The 14011-nt window shown below is 65.2% G+C and carries 16 protein-coding genes; 7 read left to right on the top strand and 9 right to left on the bottom strand.

All coding sequences use genetic code 11. From position 1 onward, the window contains the following. Positions 1 to 6: 6 nt before the first annotated feature. The 4 genes from ACE3RX_RS11225 to ACE3RX_RS11210 form a co-directional block, all read right to left on the bottom strand. Positions 7 to 1275 carry a DUF445 domain-containing protein gene (locus tag ACE3RX_RS11225; protein WP_374483389.1) on the bottom strand — a complete coding sequence of 423 codons (1269 nt, stop codon included), beginning with the start codon at positions 1273 to 1275 and terminating at the stop codon, positions 7 to 9. Between the two features lie 12 nt (positions 1276 to 1287). Then, positions 1288 to 2073 carry a peroxide stress protein YaaA gene (gene yaaA / locus ACE3RX_RS11220; RefSeq protein ID WP_374483386.1) on the bottom strand — a complete coding sequence of 262 codons (786 nt, stop codon included), beginning with the start codon at positions 2071 to 2073 and terminating at the stop codon, positions 1288 to 1290. 95 nt (positions 2074 to 2168) lie between these two features. Continuing rightward, on the bottom strand, positions 2169 to 3041 hold the full coding sequence (locus ACE3RX_RS11215) for a cation diffusion facilitator family transporter (RefSeq protein WP_374483384.1): 873 nt from the start codon (positions 3039 to 3041) through the stop codon (positions 2169 to 2171). Positions 3042 to 3044: 3 nt separating this feature from the next. Continuing rightward, the gene (locus ACE3RX_RS11210) at positions 3045 to 5255 is read right to left on the bottom strand and encodes a bifunctional (p)ppGpp synthetase/guanosine-3',5'-bis(diphosphate) 3'-pyrophosphohydrolase (protein ID WP_374483382.1); all 2211 of its coding nucleotides are present in this window, start codon (positions 5253 to 5255) and stop codon (positions 3045 to 3047) included. 121 nt (positions 5256 to 5376) lie between these two features. Between ACE3RX_RS11210 and ACE3RX_RS11205 the strand changes: the two genes are divergently transcribed. Then, positions 5377 to 6147, top strand: coding sequence for a zinc-dependent peptidase (locus ACE3RX_RS11205; RefSeq protein ID WP_374483380.1), 771 nt, complete (start codon positions 5377 to 5379; stop codon positions 6145 to 6147). Between the two features lie 101 nt (positions 6148 to 6248). Further along, positions 6249 to 6689: a host attachment protein gene (locus ACE3RX_RS11200; protein WP_374483378.1), complete on the top strand. Its 441-nt coding sequence runs from the start codon at positions 6249 to 6251 to the stop codon at positions 6687 to 6689. A gap of 126 nt (positions 6690 to 6815) precedes the next feature. On the opposite strand, the gene thpR is transcribed toward ACE3RX_RS11200, so the two are convergent. From thpR to ispD, 3 genes are read right to left on the bottom strand one after another with little or no spacing between them, the layout of a single operon-like run. Further along, positions 6816 to 7343 carry an RNA 2',3'-cyclic phosphodiesterase gene (gene thpR / locus ACE3RX_RS11195; RefSeq protein WP_374483376.1) on the bottom strand — a complete coding sequence of 176 codons (528 nt, stop codon included), beginning with the start codon at positions 7341 to 7343 and terminating at the stop codon, positions 6816 to 6818. Further along, positions 7336 to 7827, bottom strand: coding sequence for a 2-C-methyl-D-erythritol 2,4-cyclodiphosphate synthase (gene ispF / locus ACE3RX_RS11190; RefSeq protein WP_374483374.1), 492 nt, complete (start codon positions 7825 to 7827; stop codon positions 7336 to 7338). Before ispF ends, thpR begins: the two co-directional genes overlap by 8 nt. Continuing rightward, entirely contained in the window at positions 7824 to 8531 is a 708-nt protein-coding gene (gene ispD / locus ACE3RX_RS11185; protein WP_374483372.1) for a 2-C-methyl-D-erythritol 4-phosphate cytidylyltransferase, read from the bottom strand. Before ispD ends, ispF begins: the two co-directional genes overlap by 4 nt. A gap of 72 nt (positions 8532 to 8603) precedes the next feature. Between ispD and ACE3RX_RS11180 the strand changes: the two genes are divergently transcribed. The 5 genes from ACE3RX_RS11180 to ACE3RX_RS11160 all read left to right on the top strand — a co-directional run bounded on the left by ACE3RX_RS11180 (position 8604) and on the right by ACE3RX_RS11160 (position 13106). Continuing rightward, positions 8604 to 9872: an MgtC/SapB family protein gene (locus tag ACE3RX_RS11180; RefSeq protein WP_374483370.1), complete on the top strand. Its 1269-nt coding sequence runs from the start codon at positions 8604 to 8606 to the stop codon at positions 9870 to 9872. Positions 9873 to 9907: 35 nt separating this feature from the next. Then, on the top strand, positions 9908 to 10726 hold the full coding sequence (gene amrB / locus ACE3RX_RS11175; RefSeq protein ID WP_374483368.1) for an AmmeMemoRadiSam system protein B: 819 nt from the start codon (positions 9908 to 9910) through the stop codon (positions 10724 to 10726). Then, positions 10713 to 11276, top strand: a complete 564-nt coding sequence (gene amrA / locus ACE3RX_RS11170) for an AmmeMemoRadiSam system protein A (protein WP_374483366.1) — start codon at positions 10713 to 10715, stop codon at positions 11274 to 11276. Before amrB ends, amrA begins: the two co-directional genes overlap by 14 nt. 3 nt (positions 11277 to 11279) lie before the next feature. Beyond that, positions 11280 to 12353 carry an AmmeMemoRadiSam system radical SAM enzyme gene (gene amrS, locus ACE3RX_RS11165; protein ID WP_374483364.1) on the top strand — a complete coding sequence of 358 codons (1074 nt, stop codon included), beginning with the start codon at positions 11280 to 11282 and terminating at the stop codon, positions 12351 to 12353. Between the two features lie 66 nt (positions 12354 to 12419). Further along, a complete protein-coding gene (locus tag ACE3RX_RS11160; RefSeq protein ID WP_374483362.1) occupies positions 12420 to 13106 on the top strand; it encodes a dienelactone hydrolase family protein in 687 nt (228 codons plus the stop codon). On the opposite strand, the gene ACE3RX_RS11155 is transcribed toward ACE3RX_RS11160, so the two are convergent. Both ACE3RX_RS11155 and ACE3RX_RS11150 read right to left on the bottom strand, forming a co-directional pair. Further along, a complete protein-coding gene (locus ACE3RX_RS11155; protein WP_374483360.1) occupies positions 13103 to 13534 on the bottom strand; it encodes a GNAT family N-acetyltransferase in 432 nt (143 codons plus the stop codon). The two genes, ACE3RX_RS11160 and ACE3RX_RS11155, sit on opposite strands and share 4 nt — an antisense overlap. Then, the gene (locus tag ACE3RX_RS11150; protein WP_374483358.1) at positions 13531 to 14010 is read right to left on the bottom strand and encodes a L,D-transpeptidase family protein; all 480 of its coding nucleotides are present in this window, start codon (positions 14008 to 14010) and stop codon (positions 13531 to 13533) included. Before ACE3RX_RS11150 ends, ACE3RX_RS11155 begins: the two co-directional genes overlap by 4 nt. Position 14011 lies beyond the last annotated feature (1 nt).

Raw genomic sequence — 14011 nt, 5'->3', positions numbered from 1 at the left:
CTAAGTTCAGGTCAGGAGTTGGGTCACCGCATACAGCACCAGACCGATGAGGCCGCCGACGAAGGTGCCGTTGAGGCGGATGAACTGCAGATCGCGACCGACGCTGACTTCGATCTCGCGCACGAGATCTTCGTCGTTCCAGGCTCGCACGGTGCTTGCGATATGGCGGGCCAGGCCAGCACGCAGTTCCGGTGCCAGGCTTTCCACTGTTTTTTCCAGATGCTCGTTGAGGGAGTCGCGCAGCGCTTCGTTGGCCGCCAGGCTGGTGCCCAGCGCCCCGGCCGCCGACGCGATGCGCTGGCGGATCATCGAATCCGCACTGGCCATGTCGCGCCCCAGCCAGGCACGCAGTTCGTCCCACAGATCCCGCAGATACGTGCCGACAGCCGGGTGAGCGAGAAACTCCCGCTTCATCTGGTCCACCTGGGCCCGGAAGGCCTCGTCGCTCTTGAGGCGCCCGATGTAGCGGTTCACCACCTCGTCAAAAGCCGCTCGGCGCGGATGCTCTGGATTGGACGCAATGTCGTCGAGCAGACCATGCACGCCGGCAACGATGCCGGTCGCCACCTTGTCGCCGAGTTCGGTTGGATCGATGCCGACGAAGCCGAGGGTCGCGACCACCTTCGGATACTCCCGCGCCGCCACATCCAGGATCATTCCGGCGAAACTGTGCCGCACGCCCGGCTCATCCAGCCACTGGACCAGCTTGTGGATGCCCTCATCAAGCAGGGCCTGGTGCCGGCCACCCTGCGTCAGCGCATCAAGGATACCGCCCATGCTATCGGCCAGGTCCAGACTACCCGCCCGCCGCCGCAGCGCATGCAACGCAAGCCTGCGGACCCGCGGATCGTCCATGAAATCCAGCGACTCAGCCATCACCACCACCAGGCGCTCCGCGAAGATGGCTGCGTTCTTCGGGTCCTGCAGCCAGCCAGCCAGCTTCTCGGCCGGGTTGGCACCGCGCAAACGGGCCACCAGCGATGCGGTATCGAGGAACTTGTCGCGGATGAACTCAGCGATGTTGTCGGCCAGGCGTGCCTTGTTGCGCGGCAGGATCGCGGTGTGGGGAATTGGCAAACCGAGGGGATGACGGAACAAGGCCACGACAGCGAACCAATCCGCCAACGCACCAATGGTGGCGGCCTCGGCAAACGCCGCCACCCACGGCCAGCCCTGATGCCGGGCCAGTATGAACAAGGCCGCGACAGCGATCAGCGCCGCCACGGCAACACCCTTCATGCGCGCCAGCTGCGCGATCTTCTGGGGATTCGCCACAGTCAGCCTCCGTCAATCCTGGCGCCGCCGGAAGACCCAGCGGTCGGCGTCGGAAGCCTCGGCGGCAAAAGCGTAGCCATCCAGATCAAAGTCCTTCAGCTGCTCCACCTGCTCCACCTGCTGGGTGATCGCATAGCGGGCCATCAGGCCGCGGGCCCGCTTGGCGTAAAAGCTGATGATCTTATAGCGCCCGCCCTTCCAGTCTTCAAAACCGATGTTGAGCAGGCGGCCCTTGAGTTGGGCCGGCTTGACCGACTTGAAATACTCCTCCGAGGCCAGATTGACCAGCACCGGCTCACGTCCCGCCGCTTCGTCCCGCGCCAGCAGACGGTTGAGCGCCTCGGTCTGGGTCATGCCCCAGAAGGCGTACAGATCCTTGCCGCGCCCGTTCTTGAAACGGGTACCCATCTCCAGGCGATAGGGTTGCATCAGGTCCAGTGGCTTCAGCAGACCATACAGGCCGGACAAGATGCGCAGGTGCGACTGAGCGTAGTCCAGCTCGGCTTCACCAAGGCTGCGCGCATCGAGTCCATCGTAGACATCGCCGTTGAAGGCCAGCACGGCCGGCTTGGCATTGCCAGGCGTGAACGGCCGCGACCACTCGGCATAACGGGCGACGTTGAGCGCCGCCAACTGATCGGACAAGTCCATCAGCTTCGCGACCTCGGCATGGGACAGCTCACGCAGGCCGGCGATCAGTTCGGCCGCGTCGTCCAGGTAATCGGGTTCAGTAAAGCGCGGGGTGGTGGGTGGCGTCTCGTAGTCGAGCGCCTTGGCGGGGGACAGCACGAAAATCATGGGGACGACCTGAATTCTGGAATGCCGCGATTCTACTGCCTGCCGGCCTCATTTCGGGTACGAGATCGGCCGTGATCCGGCGCACCGCAGCACTCTCAGGGCAAGGGCTCAAGGTGGGTCGTCACTTCGGTGCCCGGCAAGGCCTTGCCGAGCGCTTCCTCTATCTCGTCGAGCAGATCATGCCCTTGCCGGACGCTCCACTCCCCCGGCACCAGCACCACCACCTGCAGGAAGGACGACGCACCCGCCCGGCGGGTACGCAGGCCCTGGAAAGCCACGCCGCGACGATGGAAGGATTCGAGCACGCCGGTGGCCCGCTCCACCGCGGCCCGATCCATGCTGCGATCCATCAGGCCGTCCACCGACTCGCGCAACAGGTGCCAGGCTTCCAGCGTGATGTGCAGGCCGACGGCAATCGCGATCAGCGGGTCGAGCACCAGCCAACCGGTAAGCGCGACCAGCGTGACACCGGCAATCACACCCACGGACGTCCATACGTCGGTCATCAGATGGCGGGAGTCGGCCCGCAGCGCGATCGAGTCGAAACGCTCGCCGGCCCGGCCGAGCACGCGGGCCACGATGAAGTTGATGAAGGTCGCGGCCGCAGACCAGGCCAGCCCCCAACCGGCCGACTCTATCGGGGCGGGGTAAATCAGGCGCTCCACCCCAGCCCAGATGATTGCCACCGCAGCGCCGAGAATCAGGATGCCTTCGAAGCCGCTGGAAAAGTACTCAGCCTTGCCGTGCCCGAAGGGGTGGCGCCGATCCGGTGGGTCCCGCGTGACCAGGATCATCCACAGCGCGAAGGTGGCGCCCGCCAGGTTGACGAAGGACTCCAGCGCGTCGGACAGCAGGCCCACCGAACCGGTCAGCCACCAGGCCAGCGTCTTCAGGCCGATCGTCGCCACTGCCGCGGCGATGGACAGCCACGCGAAGTGATGCCGCTCCAAGCGGCCGTTATCAATCACGCCTCAACCACGCTCCACGTCAGTGACGCCCTTGACCTCCCGGATCAGCGTGACTGCCCGCTGGATCTGGTGCACACCCTGCACCTCCAACGTGAAGCGCATGCGCGCGGCGCCCTTGCGGCTGAGGGTATTCACGGCGATCACGTTGAGCTTTTCCCGCGACAGGACTTCGGAGATATCGCGCAGCAGGCCCTGCCTGTCCATCGCATGGACCAGCACATCCACCGGGAAGACCGCGATGTCCTTGGCGACATTGGAAGCCTCGCCCCACTGGGCGCTGATCAGCCGCTCCGGATGCAGGCGCACCAGCTCCTGGAAATCCCGGCACTCGACGCGGTGGATGGACACGCCACGACCGCGGGTCACATAGCCCTGAATCGCGTCTGGCGGTGCTGGCTTGCAGCAGCGCCCGAGGGACGTCATCAGCTTGCCGACCCCGACGATCAGAATGGTGTCGCTGGCATCGCCGGAATGACTTTGGCCAATGACCACTTCCGGCGTCTCCGGCAAGTCATCCACGGAATCGGCGCCACGCAGCGCTACCTGGATCGCCCGCGGCCCGACCTCGCCACGGCCGGCTGCAATGAACAGTGCCTCCGGATTCTTGAAGCCCAGGCGCGTCGCCAGGTCCTCGAGATTGACCTGCCCGTGCCCTTCCCGCTGGATCTCCTTGGTCAGCACGCTACGGCCACGGACCAGCAGTTCCTCTTCTTCCAGCGCGCTGAAGTACTGCTTGATCTTCTGGCGCGCCCGCGGCGTAGCCACATAATTTTGCTGCAGGTTGAGCCAGTCGCGGGAGGGCCCGCCCTCCTTGGTGGACATGATCTCCACCGTCTGGCCGTTTTCCAGCGGCGTGTTGAGGGTCACCAGCTGGCCATTGACCTTGGCGCCTCGGCAACGGTGGCCGAGGTCCGTATGCACGCGGTAAGCGAAGTCGATCGGCGTCGCCCCGCGCGGCAGGTCGATGACCCGCCCCTGCGGCGTCAGCGCATAGATCGTGTCGTCCAGCGAGGCCCGCTTGAACTGCTCCAGCCAGTCCGCCGAATCGGTCACCTCGTCGCGCCACGACAGCAGGCTGCGCAGCAGCGCGATCTTCTCGTCGTACTCGCCGGTTGCCGCGCCGGAACCTTCCTTGTAACGCCAGTGAGCGGCTACGCCGAGCTCGGCATGGTTGTGCATCGCGTGGGTACGGATCTGCACTTCCAGGGCACGTCCGTCCCCGGCATACACGGCGGTATGCAGCGACTGGTAGTTGTTGCCCTTGGGCATCGAGATGTAGTCGTCGAACTCCTTGGGGATCGGCGTCCAGATCTGGTGCACGATGCCCAGCACCGCATAGCAGTCCTTCACCTCGTCCACCAGCACACGCAGCGCGCGCACGTCGTAGATCTGCGAAAAATCCAGACGCTTGGCGCGCATCTTGTTGTAGATGCTGTAGATGTGCTTGGGCCGGCCATAGACCTCGGCCTTGATACCAATGGCCTCCACCTCGCTCTTCAGCCGGGCCACCGCATCGACGATGAACTGCTCACGCTCGACACGCCGCTCATCGAGCATGCGCGCGATGCGCTTGTAGGTTTCCGGCTCAAGGAAGCGGAAGGACAGATCTTCCAGTTCCCACTTGAGCTGCCAGATGCCGAGCCGGTTGGCCAGCGGCGCATAGATGTCGAGGCTCTCACGGGCAATGGACTCACGGATTTTGCCCGCATGGTCGGTAAAGTAACGCAGCGTCTGGGTGCGCGACGACACGCGCAGCAGCACCACGCGGATGTCCTCCACCATCGCCAGCAGCATCTTGCGCAACACCTCGCTCTGGGCGCGGATCTCGGGAGCGCTGGCGGTAGTGGTCATGCGCGTGATGACGCGCAGCCCGTTGAGCTTGCGCAGGCCGTCCACGAGACGCGCCACCCCGTCCCCGAAACGGGTGGCAATCTGTTCTCCGGAGTGATCGAGAACGTCGCCCAGCGCAAAGCACAGGGCCGCAATTCGCGTATCCGCGTCGAGACGCAGGGACGCGACGATCAGCGCTGTACCGAGGGCGTGCTGCCAGATGGGTTCGTTGGTGCCGAGGGTGCGCTCTCCGTAGAGCGGCTGCACCCACTCGAGGGCAACGCCTACGCGGGCGGCATCGTCGGGGCCGAGCCCCTCGCACAATAACTCGACCGCCGAAAACGCGGACACGGACTGGGATATCGAATGTGTAACGGCAACCATGCCGGCATTATCCTATAGGCTGATGCCACAAAGCTTGATCTTCATCGTGTTCGGGTGACCGACGACACGAGGACGCTGCCTTCCTCGCACCGCCGGCCCCTTCGACAGACAACGACCCGCCATGTTCTCCGCCTTCCGCCGCTGGCGCCGTCAGCGCGCCGCCGACCGCATGCAGGTGGCTCCCGCGCAATGGGAGCGCATCGAGCAAAGCCTTCCCTTTCTCGATTTCCTGCCGGCTGAGGATCGCCCGCGCCTGCGCCGCCTAGCCCTGGAGTTTCTTGCCGACAAACAGATCCACGGCGCGGAAGGTGTGAGCATCACTGATGACATGCTGCTGTCCATCGCGCTGCAGGCCTGCCTGCCAATCCTCCACATCGGTCTCGACGCCTACGCCGACTGGGTCGGCATCGTGGTCTATCCAGGCGACTTCATCATTCCGCGTAGCGTCGTCGATGAAGATGGAGTCGTCCACGAATACGATGACGAGGTGCTCGGCGAAGCCTGGGAGGGCGGTCCCGTTCTCCTCTCGTGGTTCGACGGGGAAGCCCAGCCCGCCGGCATCAACGTGGTGATCCACGAATTCGCCCACAAGCTGGACATGGGCAATGGCGAGGTAGACGGTTATCCGGCACTCCCCGCCGACATGTCCGCCAGCGACTGGGCGGCCGCCTTTCAGCCGGCGTTCGACGACTTCTGTCGGCGTGTGGACGATGGCGAAGACTTGCTGCTGGACCCCTACGGAGCGGAACATCCCGCCGAATTCTTCGCCGTCATGAGTGAGGCATTCTTCGAGACGCCTGGACTTCTTAAATCGAACTATCCCGCTGTTTACACGCAGCTTTCCCGTTTTTACAAGCAGGATCCGGCATCCCGTGAAACCCAAACGCAATAAATCCGACAGCACGCCTGCAACAAAACTTTGAAGTCCCCCGCTCCGCTGTCTACAGTGGGTAAGCCGCCTCGGCATTCCTTACCAAGTGTGGAGAGCAATTCATGGCTATTACCTGGATTCTGGTCGCCAATGCGAGTCTTGCCCGCCTGTATGCCAACCTCGGGCCCAAGCAAGGCCTGCAACTCGTCAAGGAAATCGCCCACCCCGCCAGTCGCATGAAGAATTCCGAGCTGTCCTCAGACCGCGCCGGTCAGATGCAGGCCTCCATCAGCGGACATGGCGCCCGGGAACAGCAGACCCCGCCGAAGGAGAACGCCGCCCGCAATTTCGCCCAGAAGCTCGCCAAGGAACTCTACCTCGGGCGCAGTCGCAACCTCTTCGGTCGCGCCATCGTCATCGCACCGCCGTCATTCATGGGCATGCTCAATTCGGTTCTCGACCGACCAACAGCGCAACTGATCACCGACCGCTTTGAGAAGGACTACACCAAGACACCGGAGCCGGCGCTGCGCGATCACCTTGAAGGATGTCTGTTCGTCTGAGCTGACCGCTCAGACTGCAATCTGTCTCCTTTGACCTCCCAGCGCGCCCGTTCGGGTCAGCGCACTTTCAGGCGGCCGCGATGCCCATCGCTGCCGCCTGATTTTTGTCTGCGCGGCGCGAATCGCTCAATCCAGCGCCCAGGTGGCCAAGGGCTGATAGTCCGCGCCATGCGGGGTCATGCGGGACTCCACCAGCACCCACTCGGCGACCGCCCAGTCCGCAGGCTCAAAAACCGGCAGCTCACGGGGCACGTGGGCCTTTCGCAAAAGGGTCATGTGCGGCACGAACTCCGGCCCGCTGACAGGCAAGCCGATCGCCGCTAGCTCCCTGCGAATGTCGGCCGCGAGCTGGGGCAAGGCCGGTGGCGCGTCCGTACACCCGAGCCACAGGATATGGTTGTGGGCCCAGTGGCCGAGCACATCCAACTGCATGCGGAAGCGCGGCGCCCGAAGCCGCCCCAAGGTCGTCAGCAGTTCCGGCAGGCGCTCCTCTCCCACGGCTCCGATGAAGGCCAGCGTGAGATGCAGAGTCTCCCGCCGCATGATCCGCCCACCGCACTCCCGGTGGGCCTCGCCGGCCAGCTGGTGCAGGCGCTCGGCCAAGGCCGGCTCCGGCCACAGGGCCAGGAAGAGCCGGCGGCTTTGTTCAGCCATCCACGCGGGCCAGCAGCGCCACCGCCTGGGCGGCAATGCCCTCACCACGGCCAGTGAAGCCGAGCTTCTCGGTGGTCTTGCCCTTGACGTTGATGGCGGCCTGCTCCACGCCCAGGTCTGCCGCGATGTTGGCGATCATCGCCGGCACATGGGGCAGGATCTTCGGTGCGCGGGCGATCACGGTCGCATCCACGTTGATGGTCTGCCAGCCGGCAGCCCGCGCGGCAGCGGCGGCTTCACGCAGCAGCACGCGGGAATCTGCCCCCTCGAAGCGCGGGTCGGTATCGGGAAAATGCCGGCCAATGTCACCCAAACCCGCCGCGCCGAGAATTGCATCAGTGATCGTATGCAGCAGCACGTCGGCGTCCGAATGGCCCAGCAGCCCGCGGGCGAAAGGAATCGTCACGCCGCCGATGATCAGCGGACGGCCGGGAACCAGGGCGTGGACGTCGAAGCCCTGCCCGATGCGGAACGGAACATTCATGCCTTGCCCTCGCGATGTTGAAGAATCCACTCGGCCAGGTGCAGGTCGAGGGGAAAGGTCACCTTCAGGTTGGTCGGATCGCCGCGCACCAGGCGTGGCTTGAGGCCCATGGCCTCCATGGCACTGGCCTCATCGGTAACGTGGCGGGCATTTTCCAGCGCACGCTTGAGCATCACGTAGCGGAACATCTGCGGCGTCTGGGCCTGCCACAGCCCATCCCGTGGCACGGTCGTAGCGATACGGTGCAGACTGTCTTCCCGCTTCAAGGTATCGGCGACCGGCACGGCCAGGATGCCGCCGACCTCGTCGTGAATCAGTTCGCGCACCAGGTTCTCGATATGCCACGGTGCGAGACACGGCCGTGCTGCGTCATGAACAAGAACCCAGTCGGATTCGGACGTATCATCGGCAATGGCGCGCAGGCCGTTGAGCACGCTGTCCGCCCGGGACGCCCCGCCGCAGAACAGGGGCACCAGACGGTCGCCGAAGCTGCTCCAGTCATGGCGGTCCCATTCCTGATCACCAACCGAAAGGACCACATAGACCCGATCGATCACCGGCGATGCACATAGCACCGCCAGGGTGTGTCGGATCAGAGGCTCACCAAGCAGGGAAAGATATTGTTTGGGCTGTTCGCTGCCCATCCGGCTGCCGCTCCCGGCGGCCGGCACCATCGCATAACAACGGGTTGTAGGATTTCGCATCGCGCGATTCTACTCAATGTCACCCACGATCCTGCCGCTGATTAAGCCGTACGCCTTTTCGGAGAACCCATCATGCTGTTCTCACAAGCCTTCGACACCCGCGAACTGGAAGCCTTGGCCCTCGCCACCGCGATCGGCCTGCTGATGGGACTGGAGCGGGAACGCCGCGCTTCTGCCCTCGCCGGCGTACGCACTTTCGGCCTGACCGGCCTGCTCGGCGCCCTGGCCTCGCTTCTTACCGAACAACTCTCCGAGCCTGCGCTCCTGGTCGGCGGCTTCGCGCTGGTCGCCTGCACGATCATCGCCGCCAACTACCGCCAGCCGGAACCCAATGACCCCGGCACCACCTCGGTCGTCGCCCTGCTGGTGTGCTACTGCCTCGGCGCGATGGTCTGGCTGGGGCACGGGCGGCTGGCGGTCATGGCCGCCGTCGGCTCGACCATGCTGCTCTATTTCAAGTCCGAGCTGCGCGGCGTCGCCGCCCGCCTGACCAGCCAGGACTGGCGTTCGATCCTGCAGTTTTCAGTGCTGTCGCTGATCGTGCTGCCCATCCTGCCGGACCGGGGCTTCGGCCCCTACGAAGCGATCAACCCCCATCAGGTGTGGCTGATGATCGTGCTGATCTCCGGGGTCAGCCTCACCGGCTATGCCGCACTGCGCCTGGTCGGCGCCCGCTACGGCGCCCCGCTGCTCGGACTGCTCGGTGGGCTCGTGTCCAGCACCGCCACGACCATGGTGTTTTCCCGCCACGCCCGCGAGAATCCGGCGATGGCACCGACCGCCAAGCTGGTCATCCTGCTCGCCAACCTCATCATGGTCGTGCGGGTGCTGGCGATCGCCGGGGCGCTGTCGCCGGACATCACCCCGCTGCTGCTGACCGGCTGCGTGCTAGCGGTGCTTGTCGGCAGCGTGGTCATCGCCTTCGACTGGCGGCAATTGGCAAGCCAGAATAGTCTGCCGATACCGGAAACCCGCAACCCGACCGAGCTGCGCACGGCGATGGGCTTCGGCCTGCTCTATGCCGCAGTACTGGTGTGCGCGGCGTGGCTGTCGGACATTGCGGGGCAAGGCGGCCTCTACCTGCTGGCCTTCGCCTCGGGCCTCACCGATGTGGACGCCATCACCCTGTCGACACTCCGCCTGCTCAACATCGGCAAACTCGAACTGCTGCCATCTGCAATCGCCATCCTGCTGGCGATGCTGGCGAACCTGGCCTTCAAGGCCGGACTGGCCTTCGCCCTCGGGGGGCAAGCACTCGGCCGGCGTGTCCTCGTCGGCATGCTGGTCGTCGGAGCCGGGCTGGGTGCCGGGATCGGTTGGTTGCTGCACACCTCCCTATAATGGAATCAGACAAGCCTGTCGCATTGAAGGAAATCATGGCTCACGCATCCCAACGTCTGCCGGCGGTTGCCGGCATGTTCTACCCTGCGGATCCCCACAGCCTGCACGCGCAGGTAGCGGGTTTTTTGTCGGCAGCGATTCCCGCCGAAGTCGTCGAAGCGCCGAAAGCACTGGTTGTTCCCCACGCCGGCTACGTCTATTCCGGTGCGGTGGCAGCCAGCGCTTATAGCGAGCTCGCGCTACGACGTGACGTGATCCGCCGCGTACTGATCCTCTGCCCCACCCACCGGGTTGCGGTACGCGGCATGGCCATCCCGGCGGCGCAGAGCTTCCTGACGCCCCTCGGCGCAGTGGCAGTGGACCGGGAGGCGTGGCTCAAGGCGCGCGAACTGCCCGGGGTGATCGTGGACGACCGCCCCCACGCGGACGAGCACGCGATCGAAGTACAACTGCCCTTTCTGCAGACCACCCTTGATCACTTCGAGATCCTGCCGATCGCCGTCGGCGACGTCGATCCGCACACTGTGGCGAAAGTACTGGAAGCCCTGTGGGGCGGCCCGGAAACCCTGATCGTCATCAGCTCCGACCTGTCCCATTACCACCCCTACCGCCAGGCCCAGCTGCGCGACAAGGCCACCATTGCCCAGATCCGGCAACTAGATGCCCGCCTGGAAGGTGAACAGGCCTGTGGCGCCGGAGCGATCAACGGCCTGCTCCTCGCCGCCATCCGCCATCACCTGACGCCCCACGTGCTCGACCTGCGAAACTCGGGTGACACCGCCGGCGACCGGGAGCACGTGGTCGGTTACGCGTCGATCGCCTTTTCCGAGGACCGCCAGCATGCCCACCACTGACCCCCTCGGCCCGGTCCTGCTCGCCCAGGCCCGCAAGGCGATTGCCGACGCCCTCGACCAGCCTGCCCCCACACCGGCAGACCACCCACAGTTGAAGGAACGTGGGGCGAGCTTCGTGACTCTAACGATCAATGGAGAGTTGCGCGGCTGCATCGGCAGCCTCAACGCCCACCGTGCCCTCGGCGAGGACGTGCGTGAGAATGCGTTAGCCGCCGCGTTGCGCGACCCGCGCTTTCCCCCGCTGTCGGCCAGGGAATTTGGACAGGTCCGCGTCGAGGTGTCACTGCTCAGCGAGCCCGAATTTATGGAGTTCAGCGATGAGGCCGACGCCCTCGCCCAGCTGGTTCCCGGCCGCGACGGCGTGATCTTTTTCAATGGCTGCCAGAAAGCCACTTTTCTGCCCCAGGTGTGGGATCAACTGCCCGATCCCCGCGACTTCATGGCGGCGCTGAAGCGCAAGGCCCGCCTGCCAGCCGATTTCTGGGGCCCCAACGTGATGCTGGCCCGTTACCAGGTCCAGAAATGGCACGAGGGCAGCGACACGGAGTAGATCATGTCCGACCATCCCGCCCGTTACTGGCATCCCATCGACGGTGGCCGCATCCAGTGCGACCTGTGCCCGCGGGACTGCCGCCTGCATGAAGGCCAGCGCGGCGCCTGCTTCGTGCGCCAGATGGTGGACGGCAAGATGGTGCTGACCACCTACGGGCGCAGCTCCGGCTTCTGCATCGACCCCATCGAGAAGAAGCCGCTGAACCACTTCTATCCGGGCTCCAGCGTGTTCTCCTTCGGCACAGCGGGCTGCAATCTGGCCTGCAAGTTCTGCCAGAATTGGGACATATCCAAAAGCCGCGACATGGACCGGCTGATGGATGCCGCCTCACCGGATGACATCGCCGCCACCGCCGCCAGCCACGGCTGCCGCAGCGTGGCCTTCACCTACAACGACCCGGTGATCTTCGCCGAATACGCGATGGACACCGCCGAGGCCTGCCACGCCCGCCAGCTGGCCACCGTCGCGGTGACTGCGGGCTACATCAGCCCTGAAGCCCGCCGAGACTTCTACGCGGTAATGGACGCGGCCAACGTCGACCTGAAGGGTTTCACCGAAGACTTCTATGTGCATCAGACCGGCGCCCATCTAGCACCGGTGCTCGACACCCTACTCTATCTGCACCACGAGACGCAGGTTTGGGTGGAGATCACGACCTTACTGATCCCCGGCCTCAACGACAGCGAGGCGGAAGTGACCGCGCTATCGAAATGGGTCGCAACCGAACTCGGCCCGGACGTCCCGCTGCACTTCACCGCCTTCCACCCGGACTACAAGCTGGACCAGATCCCGCCGACCCCGCTTTCCACCCTCCGCCGCGCTCGGCAGATCGCCCGGGACGCCGGCCTACACTACGTCTACACCGGCAACGTGCATGATCCGGAAGGAAGTTCCACGTACTGTCCGGGCTGTGGGCAGGCGGTTATCGAACGGGACTGGTATGCGATCCTCGCCTACCGGCTCGATGCCCACGGCGCCTGCTCAAGTTGCGGGCACCGAGTGGCCGGCCGCTTCGGCGAATTCCACGGTGCTTTTGGCCCACGCCGTGTCCCAGTGCACATTCACACCCAATAGGTCGCGGCGCTCCCTTGCCCGACGCCAGCTGGCGTGCCATCTTTTGAGCAAAGAACACGCTTTGCCATGATGAAACTGCGTCAAACCCCTCTAAGCATCGCCGCCGGCCCGATCTGGCTCGAAGCCCTGCTCGCCCATTCCCCCGATGCCGAGGGGCTGATCCTCATCGCCCAGAACTCGGTCGGCAATCATCGGGAATCCCGCGAGGCCCATTTCGCCAAGCGCCTGCAGGATGCCGGCTTCGCCACGCTGATCTTCGACCTGCTGACCCATTACGAAGAAACCCGCGACCCGGACACCCGCTACAACTCGCCGCTCCTCGGGCAACGCATCAACCTGCTTTTCGAATGGCTACGCCATCAACCGCCGCTCGTCGCCCTTCCCATCGGGCTGGTCGCCAGCGGCACCGGCAGCGCCGCCGCGGTGCGTGCCCTGTCGAAGGAGCCGATGGCAGTCGACGCGCTGGTGTTGCGTGGCGGGCGCCCCGGCCTGGCCGGCATCTCGCCGCTACGGCAGATCGTTTGCCCGACACGCTTCGTGGTGGGCGAGAAGGACACCGGCCTGCAGGCCGTCCGGCAAGCCTTCGATCTGCTGACCTGCACCAAGGACTGGAGGAGCATCGCCGGCACCGATGAGGATTTCCGCGAACCCGGTGCGCTGGACGAGGCCGCCACCAAGGCCGCCGACTGGTTCCACCACCACCTCATCCGCCAGCCGGCCGCGGCTGACGCCGACAAGGCCGAACCCAGCTAGCTCTGGCGCAGCATCATCTGGTGCGGCAGTCCCGCCTCGTCGTACACCTCGCCTTCCGGCACGAAACCGAAGCGGGTGTAGAAACCCAGCGCATGGGTCTGCGCGCTCAGTACCAGCCGACGCATGCCCCGTCGCTCCGCCTCGTCGATCAATGCTTGCAGCAGGGCAGCACCCACGCCCTGCCCGCGCCAGTCGGCGCGCACCGCCATGCGCCCGATGTGGCCGTCGGGCAGCAAACGGCCAGTCCCGACGGTCTCTTCGCCGGCCAGGGCCAGTGCGTGACACGACAGCGCATCGAACTCGTCGAGCTCCATGTCGGCCGGCACCTGCTGCTCATCAACAAAGACCTGGAAGCGGATCGGCGTCGCCTGGGCGGCCAGCTCGCTCCAATCGCCAAGCCGGAGCATGATCACAGGTCGGGCATTCATTCGTGGATCTCCACCGGTGTGCCGGCCGTTACCAGATCGAACAATTCCGCCACGTCGCGATTACGCATGCGCACGCAACCGATGGACAGCGGCACCCCCATCGGCTCGCTGTCCGGCGTGCCATGGATGTAGATGTAGCGCTGCATCGAATCCACCTGGCCTAGACGGTTCCGCCCCGGCTCCAGACCGGACAGCCACAGAATCCGCGTGAGGATCCAGTCCCGCCCCGGTGAGGCCTCATCCAGTTCCGCCGACCACACCTCGCCGGTCGGCCGCCGCCCGCGGAAAGCCGCGCCCAGCGGCGCGCCCGCACCAATGCGCGCCCGGATGACGTGACGGCCGCGCGGTGTGCAATGGCTCCCCTTCTCCTCGCCCACGCCGTTCTTTGCGGTGGACACGGAATAGCGACGGACGCAGGCCCCGTCGTCCCCGAACAGGGACAGGGTCTGGCTGGCAACATCGACTCGGATCCGCACG

The sequence above is a fragment of the Zoogloea sp. genome, from assembly GCF_041914405.1.
In the GTDB taxonomy this organism is placed as follows: domain Bacteria; phylum Pseudomonadota; class Gammaproteobacteria; order Burkholderiales; family Rhodocyclaceae; genus Zoogloea.
The sequence above is the reverse complement of the archived record's forward strand: the minus strand, read 5'-3'. Positions and strand labels throughout refer to the sequence as shown.